Here is a 25,035-nt window from a genome sequence, read left to right as displayed (position 1 = left end):
GCCGGGACTACCGCTGTTGCTTCGCCATCGTCGCGGCTTATAGTCACTCCTGATTATAGCGAAGCGGGCGCGGCGCGGGCGATTGCCTCTCACCCTGGCCCTCTCCCCGCAGGCGGGGAGAAGGTCGCGGCAGCGGGATGAGGGGCTGCCGAAACATACTTTCTCGTCCCGCCCGAGGAAGGCCGACCGATCATCGGCTGCATGGGAGGATTTGAGATGAGCAATCGCGATCCAGTCGTCATCGTTTCGGCGGCGCGCACGCCGATGGGTGCCTTTCAGGGCGGGCTCAAGGATTTGACGGCGCCGGAGCTCGGCGCTGTCGCGCTGAAGGCGGCACTCGATCGCGCCGGTCTGAATGCCGTCGACGAGGTGCTGATGGGCAATGTTCTGCCGGCTGGTCTCGGGCAGAACCCCGCCCGGCAGGCGGCGCTCGGGGCGGGCCTCGGTGAGGAGACGCCTTCGACGACCGTCTCCAAGGTCTGCGGCTCGGGCATGAAGGCGCTGATGCTCGGCCACGACGGGCTCCTCTCCGGCAGCGCATCCGTCGTTGCCGTCGGCGGCATGGAGTCGATGACGAATGCCCCTTACCTCCTGCCCAAGGCCCGCGGCGGTTTCCGCCTCGGCCACGGCGAGGTCAAGGACCACATGTTCCTCGACGGGCTCGAGGATGCCTATTCGGGCCGCCTGATGGGGACCTATGCGGAGGATACGGCGCAGCATTATCAATTCTCCCGCGCCGATCAGGATGCCTTCGCTCTTCGCTCGCTCGAACGGGCCTTGAAGGCGGCGGAAGACACGTCCTTTGCCGAGGAGATCGTCACGATCATCGATGGCGGCAAGCGAGGGAGCGCCAAGCTCGACCGGGACGAACAGCCGATGAAGGCCGATCCCACGAAGATCCCGAAGCTGAGGCCCGCCTTCCGCGACGGCGGCAGCGTCACGGCCGCCAATTCCTCTTCGATTTCCGACGGTGCCGCGGCGCTCATCCTGATGCGCGCAAGCGAGGCGGAGAGGCGCGGGTTGACGCCGCTCGCGATCGTCGCCGGCCATGCCGGCCATGCGCGGGAGCCCGCATGGTTCACCACCGCGCCGATCGGCGCCATAGAAAAGCTCATTGACAAGCTTAACTGGGAAAAGGGAAGCGTCGGCCTTTACGAGATCAACGAGGCCTTCGCCGTCGTCGCCCTGGCGGCGATCCGCGATCTTGGCCTTTCCGACGACATCGTCAACATCCACGGCGGCGCGTGCGCGCTCGGTCACCCGATCGGCGCCTCCGGCGCCCGTATCGTCGTGACGCTGCTCCATGCAATGCGCGCGAACGGCGTCAAGCGCGGGATCGCCTCACTCTGCATCGGCGGCGGCGAGGCGACCGCGGTGGGGCTGGAGTTGTTGCAGTAGGCGTGTGGGGGTTAGCCCCTCATCCTAACCCTCTCCCCGCGCGCGGGGAGAAGGTCGCGGCAGCGGGATGAGGGGCAATCCCGCAACCGCCTCAAATATGTAGCGCGTGTCCCATGCCCTTGAACGCGGCCTCCTGGAACGCCTCCGATTGCGTCGGGTGCGCATGGATCGTCCCGGCGATATCCTCAAGACGCGCACCCATCTCGATCGCCAGCGCGAAAGTGGCCGATAGTTCCGAGACGCCATGGCCGACCGCATGGATGCCGAGGACGAGATGGTTGTCGGCGCGGGCGACGATGCGCACGAAGCCATCTTCCGCAAGTGTCGTCATCGCACGGCCGTTCGCCTGGAAGGGGAATTGACCGATCTTGACCTCGATGCCGGTCGCGCGCGCCTCTTCCGGTGAAAGCCCAGCGCTGACGATTTCCGGATCGGTGAAGCAGACGGCCGGAATGCAGCGCTTGTCCCAGCTTCGCTTCTGCCCGGCGACGATCTCGGCAACCATTTCGCCTTGGGCCATGGCGCGGTGCGCAAGCATCGGCTCGCCGGTCACGTCGCCGATCGCATAGATGCCGCGCATCGACGTGCGGCACTGGTCGTCGATGCGGATGAAGCGGCCCGACCGGTCGAGATCGATCTCCTCCAGTCCCCAGCCCTCGGTCACCGGTCTACGGCCGACGGTGACCAGCACCCTCTCCGCCGGCACCTCGAAGGGGCGGCCGTTCTCCTCGGCAAGCAAACCGCGCCGATCGGCCGCAAGCCGCTTGGCCGCGGTGCGGGTATAGACCTCGATGCCGAGTTCGCCGAGACGCTTCATCACCGGCCTCGAAATGTCGGCATCATATTGCGGCAGGATCCGGTCCATGGCTTCGAGCACGGTCACCTTCGAGCCAAGCTTGGCGAAGGCGGTGCCGAGTTCGAGGCCGATATAGCCGCCGCCGATGACGGCGAGCGTTTCGGGCACCTGCGTCAATGCCAGTGCCTCGGTCGAAGAGATGACATTGCCGCCGAACGGCAGGTCCGGAAGCTCCACCGGCGCCGAGCCGGTGGCGATCACTACCGCCTCGGCGCGAATGCGCTGCAGACCGATTTCGGTTTCCACATCCACCGTCTTGCCGTCGACGAAGCGTGCCTCGCCGACGACGGCTTTGACGCCGGCCTTCTTCAGGAGCCCGGTGACGCCGCCGTTCAGACGGCCGACGATGCCGTCCTTCCAGGCAACGGTCCGCTTGAGATCGATCGCCGGCGCATTCAAGGACAGGCCGAGCGGGCTCTTGCCGGAGGCCGCCACCCGGAGCTTGTGAAATTCATCGGCCGCATGGATCAGCGCCTTGGAGGGGATACAGCCGACATTGAGACAGGTGCCGCCGGCCTTCCCCTTCTCGACGATCACGGTGTCGACGCCGAGCTGGCCGGCGCGGATTGCGCAGACATAGCCGCCGGGGCCGGCGCCGAGCACCAAGAGCTTGCAGGAGATTTCCTTCATGGCTTCTCACCCTTCAACGAAAATCAGCGCCGGTGTTTCGAGCAGCGTCTTCAGCCGCTGGACGAAGACCGCGGCATCCCAGCCGTCGATGACGCGATGGTCGAAGCTCGACGAGAGATTCATGATCTTGCGCGGCACGAATTGCGTGCCGTCCCACACTGGCCGGGTCGCCATCTTATTGACGCCGACGATCGCGACCTCCGGATGGTTGATCACCGGCGTCGAGGCGATGCCGCCAAGTGCGCCAAGGGAGGAGATGGTGATCGTCGAGCCGGTCAACTCGTCGCGCGTCGCGGTGCCGGTGCGGGCGGCTTCCGCCAAGCGGTTCAGCTCCGCAGCGCAATCCCAGATCGTGCGTGCCTCGGCGTGACGTACGACCGGCACGGTAAGACCGGCAGGCGTCTGGGTGGCAATGCCGATGTGAACGGCCGCGTGCCGGTGGATGATGCCGGCATGATCGTCGAAGGTGGCGTTGACACCGGGCTGTTCGGCGACCGTCTTGATGAGCGCACGCATCAGGAAGGGTAAGACCGTCAGCTTCGGCTGCTCGGGCTTGCGGTCCCGATTCATCGTCGCCCGCAGGTCCTCGAGCGCCGTCATGTCCACTTCCTCCACATAGGTGATGTGGGGGATGCGCGAGGTCGAAAGAGACATCTTCTCGGCGATCCGCCGGCGGAGGCCTGTGATCTTGATCTCCTCGACCGCGGTCTTGCGGACGAGGCCGATCTGCGCCGGCACCGGCTCGGCTCCGCGGCTGATGAAGAGATCGAGGTCCTCATGGGTGATGCGGCCGGCGGGTCCCGTGCCGATCACTTGTCGAAGATCGATACCGCTGTCTTTGGCCCGCAGTCGCACCGCCGGCGAAGCCAGCGGTTTCTTCGAGAGGTCCCGTGCTTCGCGTGGCGTTGGCGCCGGTTTCGGCGCGGCCTGCTCAGGCTTCGGCCGCAGCACTTCCTCCCTCTTCGGCTGGGGCGCTGGGGCAGGCGCGGCGGCCAAGGGCTCTTCGAGCACTGCTTCGGCAAGCGCTTCCGGAACGCTGTCCGGGGGTGGTTCGCCCGCCTCGCCGGCTGTCTCTATTCTGACGAGCGGCGCCTTCACGGCAACGGTATCGCCGACTTCCGCTCCGAGCCACAACACCTTGCCGGAGACCGGCGAGGGGATCTCGACCGTCGCCTTGTCGGTCATGACGGCGGCGAGCACCATATCCTCGCGGACCGGGTCGCCGGGTTTCACATGCCATTCGACAAGCTCGGCTTCGGCGACGCCTTCGCCGACATCCGGCATCTTGAGAATGAATTCGCCCATCGCGTCAGCCCTCCATTGCTTCCATGAGCGCGCGGCCGACGCGCGCCGGGCCGGGGAAGTAATCCCATTCCTGGGCGTGCGGGTAGGGCGTGTCCCAGCCGGTCACCCGCACGATCGGCGCTTCGAGATGGTAGAAACAATGTTCCTGCACGAGGGATACGACCTCTGCGCCGAAGCCGGAGGTCAGCGTCGCCTCGTGCACGACGACGCAGCGTCCGGTTTTCGTCACCGATTGCACGATCGTCTCGAGGTCGAGCGGCAAGAGGCTTCGCAGATCGATCACTTCCGCGTCGATCCCCGTTTCCTCCGCAGCCGTGAGCGCCACATGCACCATCGTGCCATAGGTGATCACGGTTACCGCCGAACCCTGGCGGCGGATTTCCGCCTTGCCGATCGGAATGGTGTAGTGTCCGTCCGGCACGTCGCCGAGCTCGTGCTTCGACCAGGGGATGACCGGGCGCTCGTGGTGTCCGTCGAACGGGCCGTTGTAGAGTCGCTTCGGCTCGAGGAACATGACCGGGTCCGGATCCTCGATCGCCGAGATCAGGAGACCCTTGGCGTCATAGGGATTCGAAGGCACGATGACCTTCAGGCCGCAGACATGGGTGAAGAGCGCTTCCGGGCTCTGGCTGTGAGTCTGGCCGCCGAAGATGCCGCCGCCTGTCGGCATGCGCACGACGATCGGGCAGGTGAAGTCGCCGTTCGAGCGGTAGCGGATGCGTGCGGCCTCCTGGGTGAGCTGGTCGTAGGCCGGATACATGTAGTCGGCGAACTGGATCTCGACGCAAGGCTTCAGCCCGTAGGCCGCCATGCCGATCGCGGTGCCGACGATGCCGGACTCGCTGATCGGCGCGTCGAAACAGCGGGTCTTGCCGTATTTCGCCTGAAGTCCCTGGGTGCAGCGGAAAACGCCGCCGAAATAGCCGACGTCTTCGCCGAAGACGACGACATCCTCGTCGCGCGCCATCGAGACGTCCATGGCACTGCGCACCGCTTCGATCATTGTCATTCTGGCCATTTCAGTACCCCGCCTTCTGCCGCTGGCGACGAATGTGCGGCGGCATCTCGGCATAGACGCCCTCGAAGATGTCGCGCACCGAAGGTCTGCCGCCGGCATGCAGCGTGCCGTGACGTTCGGCTTCCTTCTGCGCCTGGATCACCTCGTCCATGATCTCGGCTTCCGCTTGGGCGTGCCGCTCCTCGGACCAGACGCCGCGCAGGATCAGGTGCTTCTTCAGCCTCAGCACCGGGTCGCCGAGCGGCCAGGCTTCCGATTCCGTCTTGGGGCGATAGGCGCTCGGATCGTCGGAGGTCGAATGCGCACCGACACGATAGGTCACATATTCGATCAGCGTCGGGCCCAGATTGCGGCGCGCCCGCTCCGCCGCCCAGCGCGCGACCGCATAGACGGCAAGATAGTCATTGCCGTCGACGCGCAGCGCCGGAATGCCGAAGCCCAGACCGCGGGCGGCGAAGGTGCCGGAGCCGCCGCGGGCGATGCCCTGGAAGGTCGAGATCGCCCACTGATTGTTGACGATGTTGAGGATGACGGGCGCCTTGTAAGTGGAGGCGAAGACCAGAGCGGAGTGAAAATCCGACTCGGCCGTCGAGCCGTCGCCGATCCAGCCGGCGGCGATGCGTGTGTCGTTCTTGATGGCCGATGCCATGGCCCAGCCGACGGCCTGGACGTATTGGGTGGCGAGATTGCCGGAGATCGTGAAGAAGCCGTGCTCCTTGGAGGTGTACATGACCGGCAATTGGCGGCCGTGGCAGGGATCGCTCTCGTTCGAGAAGATCTGGTTCATCATCTCGACCATGGGGTAGTCGTCGGCGATGAGCAGCCCGGCCTGCCGATAGGTCGGGAAGTTCATGTCTCCCTTGCGAAGCGCCTTGCGGAAGGCGCAGCTCACAGCCTCTTCACCGAGATGCTGCATGTAGAAGGACGTCTTGCCCTGGCGCTGCGCCATCAGCATGCGCGCGTCGAAGGCCCTGAGTAGCATCATGTGCCGGAGCCCCGTCAACAGTTCGTCATCCGAGAGGAGCCCGGCCCAGGGGCCGACCGCCTCGCCCTCGCGGTTGAGCACGCGGATGATCGAATAGGCAAGATCACGGATCGCTTCGGGCTCCACATCGACCTCGGGCCGTGGCACGGAGCCCGCCTTCGGGATTTTGACGTTGGAGAAATCTGGCTGATCGCCTGGCCGGACGGCCGGCTCGGGAATATGCAGACTCAGTCGACTGAATTCGTCCATGCGGATTCCGGCCTCCCTTCCGGATTGCGCATCGCAGGCAAGTCAGCCCTCGAGGAAAGAGCTTCGCGGGCTCGTGCGACGCTGATGACGGCGGGGCAAATCGCCTGAGCGCGCTCCTCCGCCCTCAGGCCTGCCTGGCTTGCCGACAACCCTCGTTCTCCCAAAGGGTTATGATCACAGACTGCCACGAGTCAGGGCTTTCATGAAGGCTTTTCGACCGCGATCCGCTCGTCCGCCTGAAGAAAGACAGATTCATGCCGACGCTCGCGCCGGGCTGATCTTCAAGCCGGTGCAGGCTCGCGTGTTCGGGTAATTTTCTTTCGCGATCTGCGCCGGTGAGGGGCGTTCAAGGATCTCAGACGGGCGGTGCGATCTCGATCGGCGTGCCGTCGGAGAAGCGCGACAGCCGAAACTCGGCAGGATCGACGATGGGTTTCTCCCCGGTCACGAGATCCGCGACGAGGTGCCCGGCGCCAGGCCCAATGCCGAAGCCGTGGCCCGAAAAACCGGTGGCGATGACGAGACCCGGCACCTGTTCCGCGTGGGAAATAACCGGCACCACGTCCGGCGTGACATCGATCAGGCCGGCCCAGATCTGCACCGGTTCGACGGCGCGGAGCTTCGGAAGAGCCTTTCTCGCCTCCTCGAATGCCTTGAGCACGGATTTGGGATCGGGACGCGGGTCGAGGATGCGGCATCTCTCGAAGGCGCCCGGTCGGTCGAGCGGTTGGGGTGCGATCTCGAAAAGCTCGCGCCAGCTCTGAGCGCTGAGTCCCACCTGTACGGCCTCGCTCTCGGCCTTTCGCGCCGGCCGAAAGTCGCGGAAGAATGCAAAGGTGTCCGGAACGAGCGGATGCAGGTTTGTGCCTGCCGTGGCGATCGTGTAGCCGCCGTCGAGCCGCTTGCGGTAGGCGTAGGTCGCGGTTGCACCGGCGCCCTCCGGCCCACCTTCGATCGGCGCGGTCCTGAGTACGGTGTTGCGCACCTTCAGCTGCGGCAGACGGATGCCGAGGCCCTTGCAGAAGAGCCGCGACCAGGCGCCGCCGGCAAGCACCACGGCCGAAGTTTCGATGCGGCCCCGTTCGGTGACGACGGCACTGATTCTGCCGGTGCTTTTCTCGATGCCGCGGACCGCGCAGCCAGTGACGATCACAGCACCGGCGCGCCGCGCTCCCGAAGCGATCGCCGGCACCGCCTTCTGCGGCTCGGCCCTGCCGTCGCTCGGCGTATAGAGGCCGCCTTTGTAGGTGATTGCCGCGCCGGCCATGAGAGCCGATGTTTCGTCCGGACCGATTTGGCGGCTGTCGACGCCGTAGGGCTTGGCGAGTGCCAGCCAAGCATCTCGGTTTGCGATATCCTGCTCCGTCTCGGATATGTAGAGAATGCCGCTGCGGCGAAAGCCGGTTTCGCCGCCGACACGGGCATCGAGCGTGTCCCAGATCTTGAGTGCCGCGATCGCGAGCGGAATCTCGCGGCGATCGCGGCCCATCACGCGCACCCAGCCCCAGTTGCGGCTCGACTGTTCGCCGCCGAGCACGCCCTTCTCGCAAAGCACCACCTTGACGCCGCGTTCGGCGAGGAAAAGCGCCGCGCTGGCACCGATGATGCCGCCGCCGATGATGACGACGTCGGCCTTGCTGGGCAGCGAATGATCGGTGATGACGGGATCGAGAGCGGGACCGGGCATGATGTTGTCTCTGCGATGGGCACTTTTTCCTATGGCTGCATCCGTTCGCGGCTTCGATCAAGCCCGGGAGTTCGGTTTTCAGGTCTCCATGCACAGGTCCCATGCCACCGCGCCTTTCCGTCTCTTTCCACAGCCTTTATGTTTGCTCCATGCGCGATACCGATGAAGAACTCCGCCCCATCCTCCGCATCGATTTTCCGCCGGGCGAGCGGCTCGGGCGCGGCAAGATCATGCTGCTCGAACTCATCCGCGAAACCGGCTCGATTTCCGCCGCCGGGCGGGCGATGGACATGTCCTATCGGCGCGCCTGGCTGCTCGTCGATGCCTTGAACCGCATGTTCAAGGAGCCCTCCGTCGAATCGCAGCGCGGCGGGAAGCAGGGCGGCGGTGCGGTGCTCACCGCTTTCGGCGAGACGCTGATCGCACGCTTCCGGGCGATGGAAGCCAAGGCGCGCGCAGCGATCGAAGACGACCTCCACTGGCTGGAAGCGATGCGTGATCGAAATACGGCGTTTCCCAAAGAGACTATCTCGCCCGAATGAGCCGTTAAAGGCGGCGTCGATCCGTAACGGAAATCGCCCGGTCGCGGGGGAGGGCGCGCGCAGTCGGGCGACTTCGTTTATGCAAAGCGTGACCTCAGAACTCCTCCCAATCGGCCGCCGCTGCCGTTGCCGTCCGGCCGCCGAAGGCGCCAGCGAGCTTGCGGGTAAGCGCGCGGGCCGGCGAGGCGGCCGGCCGGCTGTCACGACCGGCGACATGCGGGCCGGCGCCCGCCTCGAGCGTGAAGCGGGCGATCAGCCGGGCGAGGTTCGCCGCCTCGTCGGCGAGCCGGTTCGTCGCCGCCGTCGATTCCTCGACCATCGCCGCATTCTGCTGCGTCACCTGGTCCATCTGGTTGACGGCGGTGCTGACCTCCGAAAGCCCCGTCGACTGTTCCTTGGCGGCGGTGGTGATCGAATGCACATGCTCGTTGATCTTGACGACATGGCTCGCGATCAGCTCGAGCGCCTCGCCGGTCGCCGTGACCAGTTTCACGCCGGAATTCACCTCCTCGCCCGAGCGCGAGATCAGCGCCTTGATGTCTTTCGCCGCATTGGCCGAGCGCTGCGCGAGCTCGCGCACTTCTTGCGCGACGACGGCAAAGCCCTTGCCGGCGTCGCCCGCCCGCGCCGCTTCCACGCCGGCATTGAGTGCCAGGAGGTTGGTCTGGAAGGCGATCTCATCAATGACGTTGATGATCTGGCCGATCTCGCCGGAGGCCTGCTCGATCCTCCCCATCGCCGAGACCGCATCCTTGACGACGGCGCTCGACTGCTCGGTGCTTCTCCTCGCCTCGTCGACCATGTGGGTCGCTTCGAGCGCCCGCTCGGTCGAGCTTTTCACGGCGGCGGTGATCTCTTCGAGCGCCGATGAGGTCTCCTCGAGCGAGGCCGCCTGCTGCTCGGTGCGCCGGGAGAGATCGCCCGAGGCCGTGCGCATCTCGCCGGCGCCGCCGTTGATCGTGTCGATCGCCGTGCGCACCTCGCCAAGTACCGCGCGCAGGTTGGCCATGCTCTGATTAACGTTTTCCTTGAGCTCACCGAAGGCGCCCTGGAACTCGCCCTTCATGCTTTTGCTCAGATCGCCCTCCGCGAGCGCGGCCACGACACGGCGGGTCTCGGCAATGCCGCGGTCGACCGAAGCGACGAGTTCGTTGACCTGGGCGGCGAAGCGGTTGAGGTCGGCGTTTTCATAATCCTTGCTGATGCGCTTTGTGAAATCACCAGCCACGGCCGCCGAGACGACCGTGCCGATGCTCGACTGCAGGTCGGCGCTCTTTGTCTGCAGTGCCGCCTCCTGCGCGTTCATCTCGCGCACCCGGATGCCGTTCTGCTTGAACACCTCGACCGCGCGCGCCATCTCGCCAATTTCGTTCGTCCTGTCGGTGAAGGGGACTTCGACCGAGAGATCGCCGTTGGCGAGCGTGCGCATGACTTCGGTCGTGCGGTTGATTGGCTGTGAGACGCCGCCGATCGCAAAAGCCACGGCGCCGACGCCAGCCAAGCAAGCAATAGTGAGCAGCATGACGGTCGCGATGCGGGCGCTCGCATAGTCGGCCGTGCTGTCTTGGTAGCTCTGCTTCGCGCCGGCAATGTTGAGGTCACGGAAACCGTCGGCCAGTTCGTCCAGTTCGTTGTAGCTTTGACGCATGGCGCTCGTCAGGAACTCCCCGGCCTCGTCTTTCTTGCCGGCGCGGGACATGGCGATCAGTTCGTCATGCTGCTTCAGGTAGATGGCGAGCACTTCCTTGAACTTGCCGTAGAGTTCGCGCTCCTTCGGGTCGGAAACCAGCCCGTCATAGATCTTCATCCGATCATCGAGCTTCTTGAGGTTTTCGGCGATTGCATCGTCGGCCCGCTTCATGCCGGCCTCGGTGCGGTTCACGAGATGCCGATTCTCCGAGCCGCGGAGGTTGGCAATGGCCGTGTTGATCTTGTTAGTGATATCGACGCTCGGCACCCAGCGAGTCGCCAGGTTCTCGACGTCCGCATAAACGCCGCCAATGAGCAAGTGGGCCAAAAGACCTTGCCCGACAATCAGCAGCAGCAGCAAAGCAAAGGCGCCGACGAGCGACGCTTTCAGGGAAAGTGAGATTCGATGCATCCGTTCCTCCTGTCATTACAGGAAGTCGTCATGGCTCCTGTTCCAATGAAGCTGTAAGAAGTACCGATCGAGTCATTCGCGCGGCAGCGGTCGCGTTCATGCGCCATGGAAGTCATCGCGGCCGGCAAGATGCTGCAACCTTTGCACGCATGCTGCGGCGCACAGCTATAGATGTCTTGTAAAGGTTACTAATTTACTTCCTGAGGTTGCAGCGCCGCGCTGGTTTCTGCGGAGTTGGGATAACAAATGCGCTTTTTGCATCGATTGCGGAGATAAAAATTGCCCTTGGTTCCGAAAAAGGTGCGAAATATCAAAGGCATATGTCTGCAGCATCTTGGCGGAGACCACCGCTCCATTTTTCGCCGATGCACCGACTGGTGGTGGGCCGACGATCGGCGGCGGGCGCTTTCTAGTAGTCGAGAGCGATGGTCTTGATGATCGCATGCACCGACTTTCCCGCTTCGAGTCCAAGCGCCTCACGCGAAAGGGTTGTAATGCGAGCCACGATGATATTGCCGCCACAATTCACGCGGACGTCGACGCTGCCTTGCTGCATTGGCGAAAGATCGGAGATCGTTCCTTCGAGGACGTTGAGCGCACTGATGGCTTCCGGGCGTCTCGTCGCCAGCATGACGTCACGGGCGGCAATGTAGAGGCGAAGGTTTTGTCCGGGCTGCGCGACGAGATGCGGTACGCGGATGATGCAACTGCCGGCTCGCACGAGCGTCAGCTCGTGGAGCTTGTCCTGATCCTCGACTGTGCCGTCAATGAGTGCCCCGGCTTCCCGGCGATCGATGGCGAGCGTGGCGGCGGGCTGGCTGAGGACCGCGGAAACGTCGCCGGCTGCCTTCACTCGGCCATCGTCGAGCACGACGACGCGGTCGGCCAGCCGCGCGACTTCCGCCACCGAGTGGCTGACATAGACGATCGGGATCCGCGTCTCGTCGCGAAGTCGTTCCAGATAGGGCAGGATCTCGGCCTTTCTTGCTTCATCGAGGGCGGCGAGCGGCTCGTCCATCAGGAGCAGGCGGGGAGAGGCGAGCAGCGCCCGGCCGACGGCGACGCGCTGGCGCTCGCCGCCCGAAAGCGTTGACGGGCGCCGATCGAGCAGGTGGCCGATACCGAGCATTTCGACGATCCTGCCGAATTCCGACGCGGACTCGCTCGCGCCTGCGAACCAGCGTCCATAGGCGAGATTGCGCCGGACGCTCAAATGCGGAAAGAGCCGGGCCTCCTGGAACACATAGCCGAAACGGCGGCGGTGGACAGGTGCGAAGACCCCGCGCGCGCTGTCGGCGATCACGTCGCCGTCAAGGACGATACGGCCCGTGTCAGCTCGCAGGAGGCCGGCGATGATATTGACGAGCGACGTCTTACCAGAGCCGGAGCGGCCGAAAAGTGCTGTTACTCCACCTTCGGAGCCGAAGGCGGCGTCGATCGTGAAGGAGCCGATCCGATGACGGGCTTCGACCTCGAGCCTCATGCCGCCACCGTTCGCCGCGCCGCGGCCGCCGCGAGGACCTCCGACAGCATGAGCGCCGCCATCGAGACGATGATCGATATGATGGTGAGGCGCATTGCGCCCGCGTCGCCACCCGGCACCTGCGTGAAGGTGTAGATCGCCGCGGAGATGGTCTGCGTCTCGCCGGGGATGTTGGAGACGAAGGTGATCGTCGCCCCGAACTCGCCCATGGCCTTGGCGAAGGAGAGGATCATGCCGGCGACGATGCCGGGAAGGATCAGGGGCAACGTCACGGTCAGGAAGACCCAGCCGGGGCTCGCACCGAGCGTTGCGGCGGCGTGTTCGAGCTTGCGGTCGACCGTTTCGATCGAGAGCCGGATGCTGCGCACCATAAGCGGAAAGCCCATGACGGCACAGGCGAGTGCCGCCCCCGTCCAGCGGAAGGAAAAGACGAGCCCCAAATGCTCGGCAAGGAAGGCGCCGATCGGTCCGCGCCGGCCGAAGAGCAGGAGAAGCACGAAGCCGGTGACGACCGGCGGCAGGATCAACGGCATGTGGACGAGGCCGTTCAGGGCCGACTTGCCCCAGAAGCGACCGCGCGCCAGCGCTATGGCTACAAGAAGCGCGACGGGCAGGCTCGACAGCATGGCGACGGTGGCCACCCGGAGGCTTAACCGAACGGCCGTCCACTCCGCGTCGCTCAGGCTCATCCAGTCCAAACGTCGAAACCCCTGTCCTTGAAACGCGCCGCCGCGCAACCGGAGTTGCGGCGGAGAAGGCGACAATACGTGCTTCGCTTCTCTTCCTGAAGAGGAGCCGAACTATTCCAGCACCGCGAAGCCTTGCGCCGAGAAAAGCGCAGCGGCCTTGGGTGATCTGACGAATTGGAGATACGCCGCCGCATCGGCATTCTTGCTTTCGGCGGTGATGGCGATCGGGTAGATGATCGGCGGATGGCTGCCTTCCGGGAAGGTGCCGATCACCTTCACGCCCGGATCGGCCGCGGCGTCGGTCTGATAGACGATACCCAAGGGCGCCTCGCCGCGCGACACGAGAAGGAGGGCGGCGCGCACGCTTTCGGCGCCGGCGACCTTATCTGCGACGCTCGGCCAGATGCCGAGCTTCTCGAGGGCGGCCTTGCCGTATTTGCCGGCGGGAACCGAATCGACCGCACCCATCGCCAGGCGCCCGTCGCCGAGAAGGTGGGCTAAGTCGAGGCCGGGTTTGATTTCGACGGCTGCGGCATCCGCTTTGCCGGAGACGAGGACGATGCGGTTGCCGAGCAGGTTGGAACGGCTGTCGCCCTTTATCAGCTTCTTCTCTGCGAGGTAGTCCATCCAGGCAAGGTCGGCCGAGATGAAGATGTTGGCGGGCGCGCCTTGTTCGATCTGTTTCGCCAGTGCCGAACTTGCCGCATAGGAGGTGGTCGTCTCCTTACCAGTTTCTTTGCGCCATTCCTCGTTGATTGCGTCGAGGGCGTTCTTAAGGCTCGCTGCGGCGAATATCGTCACCTTTTCCGCCGCATGGGCGGGGGCGAATGCGGCTCCCGCTACGATGCCAAGCGCCAGAGCCAAAGTCTTCAGTCCGAGACCTCTAGACCTCAGAGCCTTGAGCCAGTCTCTCCGTCCTCTCGCCACACCTGCCTCCATCTCACTCGTGATATTTCCGAAGATATAACGCATGGCTTTTTGGTAGCGCTATATCTGAAGAAATACAATGCTGTTGTGCGAGGGTAATCAAAACGGTGAACCGAGACGTCCAAATAGTGCAGGGGCGCTTGCGATGGGCGGTCGCACGTCTAAATTCCGATGGAGACGAAACAAGGTGACGACGCTTATGGATGCGACGATCAGGCTGGAAGAAAGCTGGAAGGCCGTGCTGGCGCCGGAATTCCGTCACAGCTACATGGCTGATCTCAAGCGCTTCCTGGTGGAAGAAAGGCAGCAGGGCCGGCAAATCTTTCCGAGGGGAAGCGAGTATTTCCGGGCGCTGGACCTGACGCCGCTCGACAAGGTGCGCGTGGTCATTCTCGGTCAGGATCCTTATCACGGCGACGGCCAGGCGCACGGGCTGTGCTTCAGCGTGCGCCCGGGCGTGCGCATACCGCCGTCGCTCATCAACATCTACAAGGAGCTTCAGGAAGACCTTGGCATTCCACCGGCCCGCCACGGCTTCCTCGAGAGCTGGGCGCGGCAGGGCGTGCTGCTCCTCAACGCCGTGCTGACGGTCGAGCGCGGCCGGGCCGCTTCGCATCAGGGGCGCGGTTGGGAGCGCTTCACGGATGCCGTCATTCGCGCCGTCAACGAGCAGGAGCAGCCGGTCGTTTTCATGCTCTGGGGCTCCTATGCGCAAAGGAAGGCGGCCTTCGTCGATCGTTCTCGGCATCTGGTATTGACCGCGCCGCATCCTTCGCCGCTCTCGGCCCATTCCGGCTTCTTCGGCTGCCGGCATTTCTCCAAGGCCAACGCCTTCCTTGTGTCCAAGGGGCTCGATCCGATCGATTGGCGGCTCCCGGAGGACCCGCCGCTGGCAGTCGACCTGCAGATCGCGCCTATCTGTTGACGCGGTGATTGCGCCTCTCGTCGCGAACGGACTTGCGCCCGCGATCTCGATCCGCCAAAGACGGGCCTATGCGCGGTCAGCGCGATAGGAGAGACGCATGCGGCACATCCTGATCATCGGTATCGGTGCGGGCAACCCGGAGCACATAACGATCCAGGCGATCAATGCGCTGAACCGGGCCGACGTGCTCTTCATCCCGACGAAGGGAGCAACGAAGACGGAACTCGCCGAAGTACGCCGCGAGATCTGTGCCCGGTACCTAGCGCGGAGCAACAGCCGCACGGTCGAATTCGCCGTGCCGGTCCGCAGCACCGAAGGCCGCAGCTATATCGAAAGCGTCGACGACTGGCATGCGAGCATCGCCACTACCTACGAGGCGCTGCTCAAGGACGAACTTGCCGATGGACAGACCGGCGCCTTTCTCGTCTGGGGCGATCCGATGCTCTACGACAGCACAATCCGCATCGTCGAAAGGGTGAAAGCTCAGGGACGGATCACCTTCGATTTCGACGTCATTCCCGGCATCACCAGCCTGCAGGCGCTCTGTGCCAGCCATCGCATCCCGCTCAATCTCGTCGGCAAGCCGGTCGAGATAACAACCGGCCGACGGCTCGCCGAAAGCTTCCCGCACAAGAGCGAGACGGCCGTCGTCATGCTCGACGGCGAGCAGGCTTTTCGGAAGATCGAAGATCCCGACGCCGAGATCTATTGGGGCGCCTATCTCGGCACGCCGGACGAGATCGTCATTTCCGGGCGTCTTGCCGAGGTGAAGGACGAGGTTCTGAAAGCACGCGAGGCGGCGCGCGAGCGCATGGGCTGGATCATGGACATCTATCTTCTGCGCAAGGGGGCCGATTTCGATGAATAGTCGCCCGGAGGTCTTGGAGTGCCTTGATCTCTCTCCAGGCGCCGGCCTGTGGTATAGGCTCCACCAGGAAATGGCTGCCGAGGCGGCATTTCTTGCGAAGGATGACGGAGGACGATGACAAGCTGCGCCGCGCCACCTGAGTTGTCCGGAACCGGCACATCGATGCGCCGTGGCGCCTGTCCGTCGCTCGCCGCCCCGATGCAGACCGGTGACGGGCTGCTCGTGCGGCTGAGGCCCGCGGCCGATGGCCTGACGCCGGCGGAAGTGAAGGCGCTTGCCGGCGCGGCCGCGGCATGCGGCAGCGGGATCATCGAGATCACCGCGCGGGGAAACCTGCAGATCCGAGGCTTGACCGCAGCGAGCGTTTCCTCGCTTGCCGCCGCGGTCGGGGAGGCGCGGATCGCCGTTGCCGAGGGCGTCGCAATCGAGACACCGCCGCTTGCCGGATTCGACCCGGGCGAGATCGCCGATCCACGGCCGTTAGCGCAGGCGTTGCGGGCGGCGATCTCTGGCGCACGGGCGCTCAGGCTTGCGCCGAAACTGTCGATCATCGTCGACGGCGGCGGCCGTTTCCATCTTCAAGACATGGTCGCCGACCTGCGTCTCAGTGCGATCGTCCGGGACAAAAGTGTTTTCTGGCTGCTTTCGATCGGCGGCACGGCGCGCTCGGCGACGCCCATTGCCCTTCTTAAGGCGCGAGAAGCGGTCGCTGCAGTCATGGATGTGTTGGCTGAGCTCAACGCGCTTGGCCCCGCGGCCCGCGGCCGCGACCTCGATGCGGATCGGCTTCGGCAGCTCTGGCCCTCCGACATGGACTTGCCGCCTGCAGGTGACGGCGGCAGACCTTTGCCGCCGGCGGGCATCCATGCTTTCGGCGGTGCCAGCATTGTGCTCGGCCTCGGCCTCGCCTTTGCGCAGACCGATGCGGACAATCTCACCGCGTTTATCCGGCAGGCCGAGGAGCTTGGGGCCTCCGAGATCCGCCTAGCGCCGCGACACGGCCTTTTCGTGCTCGGGCTTTCGAGCGAGGCGGCAGCACTGGCGCAGCACCTCGCGTACGCAAACGGCTTTCTCGTCTCCTGCGACGATCCGCGCAATCACATAGCGACCTGCGCCGGCCTTGCCTGCGCTTCGGCCCTGATGGACACCAAGGCGACGGCAGCGCTGATGGTCGAAGAGGCGCCCGACCTTCTCGACGGTTCGCTCATCGTGCACCTTTCCGGCTGTCGCAAGGGGTGCGCCAGGCCGGCGGCCTCTCCGCTGACGCTCGTCGGTGCGCCATCAGGATATGCGCTTGTCGTAAATGGCACTGCTTCCGTCGCGCCGAGTGCCTACAGGGATGAAACCGGAATAGGATCCGCACTGGCCGCTCTCAATGGCCTGGTGCGGCAAAATAAAGACGCTAGCGAATCGGCGCTCTCCTGTCTTACACGGCTCGGGACCGCGCGCATCGCTCAAGCGTTTGAACAGGGATAGAAATGCCTGATTACGATTATATCCGCGATGGCAACGCCATATACGAGCGTTCCTTCGCGATCATCCGGGCGGAAGCCGATCTTTCCGGCTTCTCGGAGCAAGAGGCCGATCTTGCGGTGCGCATGGTGCATGCCTGCGGCTCCGTCGAGGCGGCGCGCCAGTTCGTCTTCTCGCCGGATTTCGTCTCCGCCGCGCGTACGGCGCTGAAGAACGGCGCGCCGATCTTCTGCGATGCGGAGATGGTCGCCCACGGCGTAACGCGGGCGAGGCTGCCGGCGGGTAATGAGGTCATCTGCACGCTCCGCGATCCGCGCACGGCGGAGATTGCAGCCGAGATCGGCAACACGCGTTCGGCCGCGGCGCTCAAGCTCTGGGGCGAGCGGATGGCGGGCTCCGTGGTTGCCATCGGCAATGCGCCGACGGCGCTCTTCTATCTGCTTGAAATGCTGCGTGACGGCGCGCCGAAGCCGGCGGCGATCCTCGGCATGCCGGTCGGCTTCGTCGGCGCGGCCGAATCGAAGGATGCGCTCGCCGAGAATTCCTACAGCGTTCCCTTTGCCATCGTGCGCGGCCGACTCGGCGGCAGCGCGATGACGGCGGCGGCGCTGAATTCGCTCGCGAGGCCGGGTCTGTGAGCGCCGGCGAAGTGGGAAGACTGATCGGTGTAGGAACAGGTCCCGGCGACCCGGAGCTTCTGACGGTGAAGGCGGTCAGGGCGCTCGGCGAGGCGGATGTCGTCGCCTATTTCGCCAAGGCCGGGCGCAACGGCAATGGCCGCGCCGTGGTCGAGGGCCTGTTGAAGCCCGACCTGGTCGAGTTGCCGCTCTACTATCCAGTGACGACCGAAATCGACAAGGACGCGGAGGCCTATAAGCGCCAGATTACCGATTTCTACAACGCCTCGGCCGAAGCCGTGGCTGTGCATCTTGAAGCCGGGCGAACGGTCGCGGTGCTGAGCGAGGGCGATCCGCTTTTCTACGGCTCCTACATGCACCTGCATGTGCGGCTTGCCGGCCGGTTCCCGGTCGAGGTCATTCCCGGCATCACCGCCATGTCCGGCTGCTGGTCGCTCGCGGGGCTGCCGCTGGTGCAGGGCGACGACGTGCTCTCGGTCCTGCCCGGCACGATGGGCGAGGGTGAGCTTCAGCGCCGCCTCGCCGACACGGAGGCCGCCGTTATCATGAAGGTCGGGCGCAATCTGCCGAAAATCCGCCGGGCGCTCGCCGCAGCCGGCCGCTTAGAGAACGCCGTCTATGTGGAGCGCGGCACGATGAAGAACGCGGCGATGGTCCCGCTCGGCGAGAAGCCCGACGACGAGGCGCCGTACTTCTCGCTGGTGCTGGTGCCCGGCTGGAAGGACCGCCCGGGTCGCGAAGGCAGGCTGCGAGAGGAAAGACGATGACGGGAAAGCTCTTCATCGTCGGCACCGGCCCCGGCAATCCGGCACAGATGACACCGGAGGCCAAAGACGCGATCGCCGTTGCGACCGAATTCTTCGGCTACGGCCCCTATCTCGACCGTCTGCACCTCAGAGCCGACCAGCGGCGCATCGCCTCCGACAACCGCGAGGAACTGGACCGGGCCGAGGCGGCGCTCGTCCGCGCCAGCGCCGGTGTCGACGTCTGCGTGGTCTCCGGCGGAGATCCCGGCATCTTCGCGATGGCGGCGGCCGTCTGCGAGGCGATCGACAAGGGGCCTAAGGAGTGGCGGCAGGTGGATCTGAAGATCACGCCGGGCGTCACCGCCATGCTTGCCGTCGCCGCGCGGATCGGCGCGCCGCTCGGCCACGATTTCTGCGCCATGTCGCTCTCGGACAATCTGAAGCCCTGGGATGTCATCACCAAGCGGCTGAGGCTTGCCGCAGAGGCCGGGCTCGTCATCGCCCTCTACAATCCGATTAGCAAGGCGCGGCCCTGGCAACTCGGCGAAGCCTTTGAGGTCCTGCGGCAAGTGCTGCCGCCCCGCGTGCCGGTGATCTTCGGCCGAGCCGCCGGGCGGCTTGACGAGCGCATTGCGGTCATGCCGCTCGGCGAAGCCGATCCCTCCCGTGCCGACATGGCGACCTGCGTGATCGTCGGCTCGCCCGAGACACGGATCATCGCCCGCGATGGAAAGCCGGATCTCGTTTACACGCCGCGGTCCTTCACCGGGGAAAGCCATTGATGGATGCGTTCGAGCGCCTCGTTGCAGTCGCTGACCGTCGCCACGTCGGCGGGCTTGTGGCGCTCGACCATCACCACCTCGAGCCCGAGCTTTCGTGCCGCGGCGATCTTGCCATAAGTAGCGGTGCCACCGCTGTTCTTGGCGACGACGACGTCGATACCATGCTGTTTGAGCAATTCCACCTCGTCGCTCTCCGCGAAAGGACCACAGGCGAGTATGGCGGTGATGTCCGGAAGGGCGAGCGGGGGTGTCACCGGGTCGACACTGCGCACGACGTAGCGGTGCTGCGGCGCCCTTTCGAAGTGGAATGCCTCCTGGCGGCCGATCGCGAGAAACACGCGGCGCGGCGCTTCGCCGAGGGCGGAGACCGCCTTGGCCACACTCTCGACGCGCGTCCAGCGATCGCCGGCTTCGGCCTCCCATGCGGGGCGGCGGAGCGCAAAGAGCGGCGTTCCGGTCGTATCCGCCGCCGCGGCGGCGTTGTGCGATATGCGTGCCGCGAAGGGATGCGTCGCATCGATGAGAAGGGCGATGTTCTCGGCCTTCAGGGAGGCAGCGAGCCCCTCCGCTCCGCCGAAGCCGCCGATGCGCGTCGGCAAGGGCTGCGGGCGCGGGTCGGCCGTGCGGCCGGCAAGCGAGATCGCCGCGTCGTAGCGCCGATCGGCTGCGAGGCGCTCGGCCAGCTCACGCGCCTCCGTCGTGCCGCCGAGGATCAGGATGCGAGGTCTGTCCATGGCTGACATGTCGAACAGTGGCTCGGCCATCATCGTCTCTTGGCTCACCATCATCGGTATCGGAGAGGATGGTGTAGCCGGTCTCGGCGACGAGGCCAAGCGGCTCATCGAAGCTGCACCGGTCGTTTTCGGCGGTGCCCGCCACATCGAGCTTGCGGCGCCGTTGATCAAGGGCGAGTGCCACATATGGCAGAGCCCCTTCGAAAAATCGGTCGAGGCCATCCTTGCGCGGCGCGGTAGCTCCGTCGTCGTGCTCGCCTCAGGCGATCCGTTCCTGTTCGGGGTCGGCGCCACGCTGGCGCGCCGCGTCGACGTCAAGGAAATGCGCACCATTCCCGCGCCATCCGCCTTCAGCCTTGCCGCCTCGCGGCTGAGCTGGGCGCTGCAGGAGGTTGCGACAGTTTCGCTGCACGGGCGCCCGCTCGATCTCATCCGGCCGCATCTGCAGCCGGGCGCACGCGTGCTGGCACTGACCTCGGACGAGAACGGGCCGAAGGCGCTTGCCGAACTGCTCAGCGGGAGCGGTTTCGGTCGGTCGCAGCTTACGCTTCTCGAGGCAATTGGAGGGGAGCGCGAGCGCGTCTCCCGTCACATCGCCGCAAGCTTCGCGCTGGAACAGGTCGACGCCTTGAACGTCTGCGCCGTCGAAGTCGTCGCCGATGCGGACGCGCGGATCCTGCCGCTTGCGAGCGGCCTCGACGATAGACTCTTCGAACATGACGGCCAGATCACCAAGCGCGAGGTGCGGGCTTTGACGCTCTCGGCCTTGGCGCCGCGCAAGGGCGAGCTTCTCTGGGACATCGGCGCCGGCTCGGGCTCGGTCGCCATCGAATGGATGCTGGCCGATCCGGCGATGCGGGCGGTCGCGGTCGAGGCGTCATCCGAGCGAGCCCAGCGTATCGGCCGCAATGCGGCCCGCTTCGGTGTGCCTGGGCTCGTGGTCGTCGAGGGCGAGGCGCCGGACGCATTGCGAAACTTGGCGCGCCCGGATGTGATCTTTATCGGCGGCGGCGGTAGCGAGCCGGGCGTGATGGACGCGGCGGTCGCGGCGCTTTCCCCCGGCGGACGGCTGGTCGCCAATGCGGTGACAACGGAAATGGAAGCGGTGCTCATCGCCCACCATGCGCGGCTTGGCGGATCACTGATCCGCATCGATGTCGCGCGGGCCGCGCCCGTCGGCTCGATGACGGGCTGGCGCCCGGCCATGCCGGTCACGCAATGGTCGTGGATCAAGGCCTGAAAGATTCTCGAGAGGACAGACTATGACGGTTCATTTCATCGGCGCAGGCCCGGGCGCGGCAGACCTCATCACGGTCAGGGGACGGGACCTGATCGGCGACTGCCCCGTCTGCCTCTATGCCGGCTCGATCGTCTCGCCGGAACTGCTGCAATATTGCCCGCCCGGCGCCCGCATCGTCGACACGGCACCGATGTCGCTCGACGAGATCGAGGCGGAATATGTACGCGCTGCGCAAGCCGGCGAGGACGTCGCACGGCTGCATTCGGGCGACCTTTCCGTCTGGAGCGCCGTGGCGGAGCAGATCAGGCGGCTCGAGAAACATGGCATTCCCTATACGATGACGCCCGGTGTGCCCGCCTTCGCTGCCGCCGCTGCGACGCTCGGCCGCGAACTGACAATTCCGGCGGTGGCACAGAGCCTGGTGCTGACCCGCGTTTCCGGCCGCGCCTCGCCAATGCCGAACAGGGAGACGCTCGCCGCCTTCGGAGCCACGGGCTCAACGCTTGCGATCCATCTCGCCATCCACGCGCTCGACCGCGTCGTCGAGGAGCTGACGCCGCTCTATGGCGTCGATTGCCCGGTGGCGATCGTCGTCAAGGCCTCCTGGCCGGATGAACGCGTCCTGCGCGGCACGCTCGGTGACATCGCCGCGAGGGTCGCCGCCGAACCGATCGAGCGCACGGCGCTCATCTTCGTCGGCCCGGGCCTCGAAGCCTCGGACTTCCGCGAGAGCTCGCTCTACGATGCAGCCTATCAGCGCCGCTTCCGCGGACGCGAATAGGCGGAACAGCCGGTCGGCTATCGCCGCGCCTGCTCGACCCCGGGAACGCTGCCGATCTCATCTGCAAGGAAGTCGACGAGAAGCCGGACCCGGGCGATGCCCGCGCGCTCCGGAACGATCAACATGCTGAGCGGGACCGGTGGCAGCGAATAGTGGGGTAGGACCACTTCGAGCCTGCCCGCTGCCAGAAGGTCGCCGACAAGCCATCGATGCGCAGGCGCGATGCCGCGCCCGGCGACGAGCGCCTCGCGTGCGGCAAGCCCATGGTCGACCCGCAACCGTCCGCCGAAGGGCACCGCGTGATGACTGCCATCCGGCCCCTGCAGGACAAGAGTGTCGCTTCCTGCGACGTTCGACATCCGGATGCCCTCATGGCCGGTCAGATCCCGCGGAACGGCCGGCCTCCCCCGTTGGGCCAGATAGCCCGGCGCCGCCACGAGCAGGCGACGGCTCTGGCCGAGCGCCTTCAGCCGCATCGAACTGTCGGTGAGCGGACCCAGGCGGAGCGCGATGTCGACGCCTTCGCGCACGAGGTCGACCCGCTCGTCGGTAAGGCTCAAATCGACGCCGATGTCGGGATAGCGGTCCTGAAACGCGAAGATCAGCCGGCTGACATGGAGAACCCCGAAAGCCGCCGTGCACGAGACGCGGACCGTGCCGGCCGGCGCGCCTCGCGTGCCTCTTACCTCGTCGCCGGCCTGCTCCACGAGGCGGAGGATCTCGACGCTCCTGGCATAGTAGCGGCTGCCCTCATCGGTCATCGTCACGCGTCTGGTGGTCCTGGAGAGCAGAGGCACCCCGACTGCTTCCTCGAGCTCGCGCAAATGCCTCGTGACGGTCGACTGACCGACCCTAAGTTCGCGCGCGACCGCCGACAGGCTTCCGCGCTCTGCGACGCGCACGAAAGTGCGCATGCGCTCGAGAGTGACGTCGGATTTATCCATTATTCGGCACGATCTCATGCATTCCCTACACGTAGCGGATCGGGCGGATGCTGGCTACCTAGAGGGACGAAAATCTCACCAGGAGAATGATCCATGAAAGTTCTGCTCGTCTTTGCTCATCCGGAACCGCGCTCGCTCAACGGAGCGCTCCGCGACGTCGCGCTCAAGGAGCTCGAAGCACAAGGCCATGAAGTGCGGGTCTCGGATCTCTATGCCCAAGGCTGGAAATCCGAGGTCGACCGCGCCGACTTCCCCCTGCTGGCGCCGGACGCGCGGCTCGTGCCTGTCGCAGCCTCCAAGAAGGCCTTCGAAGCCGAGGCGCTGACGGAAGATGTCAAGGCGGAGATCGAGAAGCTTCTTTGGGCCGATGTCCTCATCCTCCAGTTCCCGCTCTGGTGGTTCTCCATGCCGGCCATTCTCAAGGGCTGGGTCGACCGCGTCTTCGCCTACGGCTTTGCTTACGGCGTCGGCGAGCATAGCGACAAGCGCTGGGGTGACCGCTACGGCGAAGGGAAATTGGCGGGCAAGCGCGCGATGCTGATCGTGACCGCCGGCGGCTGGGAAGAGCATTATTCGGCCCGCGGCGTCAACGGCCCGATAGATGACCTCCTGTTCCCCATCAACCACGGCATCCTCTACTATCCGGGCTACGACGTGCTTCCTCCATTCGTCGCCTATCGCGTCGATCGTTTCGACGAAGCGGCTTTCGAGCCGCTGGCCGAGCGCCTGCGCGAGAGGATGCGGAGGCTCGGCTCGACCCCGCCCATTCCCTATCGGCAACAGAATGGCGGCGACTATCTGATCCCGAGCATGCAGCTCCGTCCCGGCCTCGGCGAAGCAGGCGCAACCGGCTTCGCGCTTCACCTCAATGATGCGCGCGAGGCGTTTCGTCAGGCAGGCGAATAGCTATTCCTCATCGAGTGCGGGTCTCGGCTTTCGGGGAACGTCCTGCCGTTCCTCGAACCGGTCGCGGTAAAGGGCTGCCTGTCCGAGCAGCATCAGCGTTACGGGCGTCGTCACCGTAACGAAGAAGATGATCAGCAGCTCATGGAAGACCCAGCGGCCCTGCAACACGGCAAAGCAGAGGATCGACGCCAGGCAGATGAGGATCGTGCCGCCGCTGGTCGCGATCGTCGGGGCGTGCAGGCGCTCATAAAAATCGGAAAGACGCAGAAGGCCGAGCGACCCTATCAGCGTCGTCGCCGCGCCTAAAAGCAACAGCGCGCACACGGCAATCGCCGCCCAGGGCGGCAGGTCGGTCAGGTGGCTCATTCGATCACCTCGCCGCGCATGAGGAACTTGGCGAGCGCGATCGAAGAGGCGAAGCCAATCACGGCAATGATCAGAGCCGTTTCGAAGTAGACCGTGTTCGCGGTCCGGATGCCGAAGCTCAAGAGCAAGAGCATCGCGTTGACGTAAAGCGTATCGAGGCCGAGGATGCGGTCCTGCGCCCGCGGTCCCCTGGCGATGCGGTAGAGCGCGAAGGCCATGGCGAGCGCCAGCATGCTCTGCGCGAGAAGTACGGACCAGATGATCGCAAGCTCGATCATTGGAATATCTCCTTCAGTTGGGCCTCATACCCCTTGACGGTTCGCCGCCACAGGGCCTCGTTCTCGATGTCCAGCACGTGGATGAGTACCGTTTTCAGGCGGCGGTCATATTCGAGCCAGGCTGTTCCGGGCGTGGCTGTCACGATGCAGGCGAGCAGCGCCAACGCGTTTTCGTCATCGAGATCGAGATCGATGGTCAAGAAGCCGGCATTGGCTGGACGCCTGCGCGAGCGCAGGATGATGCCGGTGACGGCAATATTCGACCGTATGATGTCCCCCACGACGTGAACGGCAAGCCCGAAGGCGCGTCCCAGACGGTGCAGATTGGACCGCGCGGGCTGCAGCTTGAGCGTCACCCAGGCGAGCACCGCGCTCAGAACCAGGCCCAGCAGGATCGAGCCCGGTGCCACCGACTGGTTGAGCAGCAGCCACATGACGAACAGGCCGGTCGAAAGCAGTGGGTAGGGAAGCCAGGTGCGCATCG

At 65.2% G+C, this 25,035-nt stretch carries 25 protein-coding genes; 11 read left to right on the top strand and 14 right to left on the bottom strand.

Going from position 1 to position 25,035, the window contains the following annotated elements:
* The first annotated feature begins 216 nt into the window (after nucleotides 1-216).
* On the top strand, nucleotides 217-1,398 hold the full coding sequence (locus AYK65_RS14920; RefSeq protein ID WP_026616102.1) for an acetyl-CoA C-acyltransferase: 1,182 nt from the start codon (nucleotides 217-219) through the stop codon (nucleotides 1,396-1,398).
* A gap of 91 nt (nucleotides 1,399-1,489) precedes the next feature.
* Here AYK65_RS14920 and lpdA read toward each other — a convergent pair whose 3' ends face one another.
* From lpdA to AYK65_RS14895, 5 genes are all read right to left on the bottom strand, one after another.
* The gene (lpdA, locus tag AYK65_RS14915) at nucleotides 1,490-2,884 is read right to left on the bottom strand and encodes a dihydrolipoyl dehydrogenase (protein WP_081158852.1); all 1,395 of its coding nucleotides are present in this window, start codon (nucleotides 2,882-2,884) and stop codon (nucleotides 1,490-1,492) included.
* A 6-nt stretch (nucleotides 2,885-2,890) separates the two neighbouring features.
* A complete protein-coding gene (locus tag AYK65_RS14910; RefSeq protein WP_026616104.1) occupies nucleotides 2,891-4,189 on the bottom strand; it encodes a dihydrolipoamide acetyltransferase family protein in 1,299 nt (432 codons plus the stop codon).
* A 4-nt stretch (nucleotides 4,190-4,193) separates the two neighbouring features.
* The gene (locus AYK65_RS14905) at nucleotides 4,194-5,207 is read right to left on the bottom strand and encodes an alpha-ketoacid dehydrogenase subunit beta (RefSeq protein ID WP_026616105.1); all 1,014 of its coding nucleotides are present in this window, start codon (nucleotides 5,205-5,207) and stop codon (nucleotides 4,194-4,196) included.
* Nucleotide 5,208: 1 nt separating this feature from the next.
* Entirely contained in the window at nucleotides 5,209-6,441 is a 1,233-nt protein-coding gene (locus AYK65_RS14900; protein WP_026616106.1) for a 3-methyl-2-oxobutanoate dehydrogenase (2-methylpropanoyl-transferring) subunit alpha, read from the bottom strand.
* A 355-nt stretch (nucleotides 6,442-6,796) separates the two neighbouring features.
* On the bottom strand, nucleotides 6,797-8,128 hold the full coding sequence (locus AYK65_RS14895; RefSeq protein WP_046116561.1) for an NAD(P)/FAD-dependent oxidoreductase: 1,332 nt from the start codon (nucleotides 8,126-8,128) through the stop codon (nucleotides 6,797-6,799).
* 149 nt (nucleotides 8,129-8,277) lie between these two features.
* Here AYK65_RS14895 and AYK65_RS14890 point away from each other — a divergent pair, with 149 nt between their 5' ends.
* Nucleotides 8,278-8,670: a winged helix-turn-helix domain-containing protein gene (locus AYK65_RS14890; protein WP_026616108.1), complete on the top strand. Its 393-nt coding sequence runs from the start codon at nucleotides 8,278-8,280 to the stop codon at nucleotides 8,668-8,670.
* Nucleotides 8,671-8,764: 94 nt separating this feature from the next.
* On the opposite strand, the gene AYK65_RS14885 is transcribed toward AYK65_RS14890, so the two are convergent.
* From AYK65_RS14885 to modA, 4 genes are all read right to left on the bottom strand, one after another.
* On the bottom strand, nucleotides 8,765-10,771 hold the full coding sequence (locus AYK65_RS14885; RefSeq protein WP_046116560.1) for a HAMP domain-containing methyl-accepting chemotaxis protein: 2,007 nt from the start codon (nucleotides 10,769-10,771) through the stop codon (nucleotides 8,765-8,767).
* A 409-nt stretch (nucleotides 10,772-11,180) separates the two neighbouring features.
* Complete coding sequence (gene modC / locus AYK65_RS14880) at nucleotides 11,181-12,254, bottom strand: molybdenum ABC transporter ATP-binding protein (protein ID WP_026616110.1); 1,074 nt, start codon at nucleotides 12,252-12,254, stop codon at nucleotides 11,181-11,183.
* Entirely contained in the window at nucleotides 12,251-12,943 is a 693-nt protein-coding gene (gene modB, locus AYK65_RS14875; RefSeq protein ID WP_167549705.1) for a molybdate ABC transporter permease subunit, read from the bottom strand. Before modB ends, modC begins: the two co-directional genes overlap by 4 nt.
* Before the next feature lie 111 nt (nucleotides 12,944-13,054).
* On the bottom strand, nucleotides 13,055-13,882 hold the full coding sequence (gene modA, locus AYK65_RS14870; protein WP_081158895.1) for a molybdate ABC transporter substrate-binding protein: 828 nt from the start codon (nucleotides 13,880-13,882) through the stop codon (nucleotides 13,055-13,057).
* Between the two features lie 187 nt (nucleotides 13,883-14,069).
* On the opposite strand from modA, the gene ung reads away from it, so the two are divergent.
* From ung to AYK65_RS14840, 6 genes are all read left to right on the top strand, one after another.
* A complete protein-coding gene (gene ung / locus AYK65_RS14865) occupies nucleotides 14,070-14,795 on the top strand; it encodes a uracil-DNA glycosylase (RefSeq protein WP_046116558.1) in 726 nt (241 codons plus the stop codon).
* A gap of 97 nt (nucleotides 14,796-14,892) precedes the next feature.
* Nucleotides 14,893-15,663, top strand: a complete 771-nt coding sequence (gene cobF / locus AYK65_RS14860) for a precorrin-6A synthase (deacetylating) (protein WP_081158850.1) — start codon at nucleotides 14,893-14,895, stop codon at nucleotides 15,661-15,663.
* A gap of 114 nt (nucleotides 15,664-15,777) precedes the next feature.
* Nucleotides 15,778-17,139 (top strand): precorrin-3B synthase, encoded by a 1,362-nt coding sequence (gene cobG, locus AYK65_RS14855; protein ID WP_046116556.1) that lies wholly within the window; start codon nucleotides 15,778-15,780, stop codon nucleotides 17,137-17,139.
* A 2-nt stretch (nucleotides 17,140-17,141) separates the two neighbouring features.
* Nucleotides 17,142-17,774 (top strand): precorrin-8X methylmutase, encoded by a 633-nt coding sequence (locus AYK65_RS14850; RefSeq protein WP_026616116.1) that lies wholly within the window; start codon nucleotides 17,142-17,144, stop codon nucleotides 17,772-17,774.
* Nucleotides 17,771-18,541 (top strand): precorrin-2 C(20)-methyltransferase, encoded by a 771-nt coding sequence (locus AYK65_RS14845; RefSeq protein ID WP_046116555.1) that lies wholly within the window; start codon nucleotides 17,771-17,773, stop codon nucleotides 18,539-18,541. Before AYK65_RS14850 ends, AYK65_RS14845 begins: the two co-directional genes overlap by 4 nt.
* Nucleotides 18,538-19,302, top strand: a complete 765-nt coding sequence (locus AYK65_RS14840; RefSeq protein WP_046116554.1) for a precorrin-3B C(17)-methyltransferase — start codon at nucleotides 18,538-18,540, stop codon at nucleotides 19,300-19,302. Before AYK65_RS14845 ends, AYK65_RS14840 begins: the two co-directional genes overlap by 4 nt.
* On the opposite strand, the gene AYK65_RS14835 is transcribed toward AYK65_RS14840, so the two are convergent.
* Nucleotides 19,266-20,066 (bottom strand): cobalt-precorrin-6A reductase, encoded by an 801-nt coding sequence (locus AYK65_RS14835; RefSeq protein WP_026616119.1) that lies wholly within the window; start codon nucleotides 20,064-20,066, stop codon nucleotides 19,266-19,268. The genes AYK65_RS14840 and AYK65_RS14835 overlap by 37 nt on opposite strands.
* On the opposite strand from AYK65_RS14835, the gene cbiE reads away from it, so the two are divergent.
* Together cbiE and cobM are read left to right on the top strand one after the other, a co-directional pair.
* Nucleotides 20,044-21,276, top strand: a complete 1,233-nt coding sequence (gene cbiE, locus AYK65_RS14830; RefSeq protein WP_081158849.1) for a precorrin-6y C5,15-methyltransferase (decarboxylating) subunit CbiE — start codon at nucleotides 20,044-20,046, stop codon at nucleotides 21,274-21,276. The two genes, AYK65_RS14835 and cbiE, sit on opposite strands and share 23 nt — an antisense overlap.
* A 22-nt stretch (nucleotides 21,277-21,298) precedes the next feature.
* Nucleotides 21,299-22,057, top strand: a complete 759-nt coding sequence (cobM, locus tag AYK65_RS14825; protein WP_026616121.1) for a precorrin-4 C(11)-methyltransferase — start codon at nucleotides 21,299-21,301, stop codon at nucleotides 22,055-22,057.
* A 17-nt stretch (nucleotides 22,058-22,074) separates the two neighbouring features.
* On the opposite strand, the gene AYK65_RS14820 is transcribed toward cobM, so the two are convergent.
* Entirely contained in the window at nucleotides 22,075-23,001 is a 927-nt protein-coding gene (locus AYK65_RS14820; RefSeq protein WP_026616122.1) for a LysR family transcriptional regulator, read from the bottom strand.
* 93 nt (nucleotides 23,002-23,094) lie between these two features.
* Between AYK65_RS14820 and AYK65_RS14815 the strand changes: the two genes are divergently transcribed.
* Nucleotides 23,095-23,907: an NAD(P)H-dependent oxidoreductase gene (locus AYK65_RS14815; RefSeq protein WP_046116552.1), complete on the top strand. Its 813-nt coding sequence runs from the start codon at nucleotides 23,095-23,097 to the stop codon at nucleotides 23,905-23,907.
* On the opposite strand, the gene mnhG is transcribed toward AYK65_RS14815, so the two are convergent.
* From mnhG to AYK65_RS14800, 3 genes are read right to left on the bottom strand one after another with little or no spacing between them, the layout of a single operon-like run.
* Nucleotides 23,908-24,273: a monovalent cation/H(+) antiporter subunit G gene (mnhG, locus tag AYK65_RS14810; RefSeq protein WP_026616124.1), complete on the bottom strand. Its 366-nt coding sequence runs from the start codon at nucleotides 24,271-24,273 to the stop codon at nucleotides 23,908-23,910.
* Entirely contained in the window at nucleotides 24,270-24,551 is a 282-nt protein-coding gene (locus AYK65_RS14805; protein WP_026616125.1) for a K+/H+ antiporter subunit F, read from the bottom strand. The genes mnhG and AYK65_RS14805 overlap by 4 nt, the downstream gene beginning before the upstream one ends.
* Entirely contained in the window at nucleotides 24,548-25,033 is a 486-nt protein-coding gene (locus AYK65_RS14800) for a Na+/H+ antiporter subunit E (RefSeq protein WP_026616126.1), read from the bottom strand. Before AYK65_RS14800 ends, AYK65_RS14805 begins: the two co-directional genes overlap by 4 nt.
* Nucleotides 25,034-25,035 lie beyond the last annotated feature (2 nt).

The organism is Ensifer aridi (genome assembly GCF_002078505.1).
In the GTDB taxonomy this organism is placed as follows: domain Bacteria; phylum Pseudomonadota; class Alphaproteobacteria; order Rhizobiales; family Rhizobiaceae; genus Sinorhizobium; species Sinorhizobium aridi.
The sequence above is the reverse complement of the archived record's forward strand: the minus strand, read 5'-3'. Positions and strand labels throughout refer to the sequence as shown.

What these genes read in the sequence shown, in the direction of transcription:
- AYK65_RS14920 (WP_026616102.1), top strand. Translation starts at nt 217, where the DNA reads ATGAGCAATCGCGATCCAGTCGTCATCGTTTCGGCGGCGCGCACGCCG.
- lpdA (WP_081158852.1), bottom strand. Translation starts at nt 2,884, where the DNA reads ATGAAGGAAATCTCCTGCAAGCTCTTGGTGCTCGGCGCCGGCCCCGGC.
- AYK65_RS14910 (WP_026616104.1), bottom strand. Translation starts at nt 4,189, where the DNA reads ATGGGCGAATTCATTCTCAAGATGCCGGATGTCGGCGAAGGCGTCGCC.
- AYK65_RS14905 (WP_026616105.1), bottom strand. Translation starts at nt 5,207, where the DNA reads ATGGCCAGAATGACAATGATCGAAGCGGTGCGCAGTGCCATGGACGTC.
- AYK65_RS14900 (WP_026616106.1), bottom strand. Translation starts at nt 6,441, where the DNA reads ATGGACGAATTCAGTCGACTGAGTCTGCATATTCCCGAGCCGGCCGTC.
- AYK65_RS14895 (WP_046116561.1), bottom strand. Translation starts at nt 8,128, where the DNA reads ATGCCCGGTCCCGCTCTCGATCCCGTCATCACCGATCATTCGCTGCCC.
- AYK65_RS14890 (WP_026616108.1), top strand. Translation starts at nt 8,278, where the DNA reads ATGCGCGATACCGATGAAGAACTCCGCCCCATCCTCCGCATCGATTTT.
- AYK65_RS14885 (WP_046116560.1), bottom strand. Translation starts at nt 10,771, where the DNA reads ATGCATCGAATCTCACTTTCCCTGAAAGCGTCGCTCGTCGGCGCCTTT.
- modC (WP_026616110.1), bottom strand. Translation starts at nt 12,254, where the DNA reads ATGAGGCTCGAGGTCGAAGCCCGTCATCGGATCGGCTCCTTCACGATC.
- modB (WP_167549705.1), bottom strand. Translation starts at nt 12,943, where the DNA reads ATGAGCCTGAGCGACGCGGAGTGGACGGCCGTTCGGTTAAGCCTCCGG.
- modA (WP_081158895.1), bottom strand. Translation starts at nt 13,882, where the DNA reads ATGGAGGCAGGTGTGGCGAGAGGACGGAGAGACTGGCTCAAGGCTCTG.
- ung (WP_046116558.1), top strand. Translation starts at nt 14,070, where the DNA reads ATGGATGCGACGATCAGGCTGGAAGAAAGCTGGAAGGCCGTGCTGGCG.
- cobF (WP_081158850.1), top strand. Translation starts at nt 14,893, where the DNA reads ATGCGGCACATCCTGATCATCGGTATCGGTGCGGGCAACCCGGAGCAC.
- cobG (WP_046116556.1), top strand. Translation starts at nt 15,778, where the DNA reads ATGACAAGCTGCGCCGCGCCACCTGAGTTGTCCGGAACCGGCACATCG.
- AYK65_RS14850 (WP_026616116.1), top strand. Translation starts at nt 17,142, where the DNA reads ATGCCTGATTACGATTATATCCGCGATGGCAACGCCATATACGAGCGT.
- AYK65_RS14840 (WP_046116554.1), top strand. Translation starts at nt 18,538, where the DNA reads ATGACGGGAAAGCTCTTCATCGTCGGCACCGGCCCCGGCAATCCGGCA.
- cbiE (WP_081158849.1), top strand. Translation starts at nt 20,044, where the DNA reads ATGTCGAACAGTGGCTCGGCCATCATCGTCTCTTGGCTCACCATCATC.
- AYK65_RS14835 (WP_026616119.1), bottom strand. Translation starts at nt 20,066, where the DNA reads ATGGCCGAGCCACTGTTCGACATGTCAGCCATGGACAGACCTCGCATC.
- cobM (WP_026616121.1), top strand. Translation starts at nt 21,299, where the DNA reads ATGACGGTTCATTTCATCGGCGCAGGCCCGGGCGCGGCAGACCTCATC.
- AYK65_RS14820 (WP_026616122.1), bottom strand. Translation starts at nt 23,001, where the DNA reads ATGGATAAATCCGACGTCACTCTCGAGCGCATGCGCACTTTCGTGCGC.
- AYK65_RS14815 (WP_046116552.1), top strand. Translation starts at nt 23,095, where the DNA reads ATGAAAGTTCTGCTCGTCTTTGCTCATCCGGAACCGCGCTCGCTCAAC.
- mnhG (WP_026616124.1), bottom strand. Translation starts at nt 24,273, where the DNA reads ATGAGCCACCTGACCGACCTGCCGCCCTGGGCGGCGATTGCCGTGTGC.
- AYK65_RS14805 (WP_026616125.1), bottom strand. Translation starts at nt 24,551, where the DNA reads ATGATCGAGCTTGCGATCATCTGGTCCGTACTTCTCGCGCAGAGCATG.
- AYK65_RS14800 (WP_026616126.1), bottom strand. Translation starts at nt 25,033, where the DNA reads ATGCGCACCTGGCTTCCCTACCCACTGCTTTCGACCGGCCTGTTCGTC.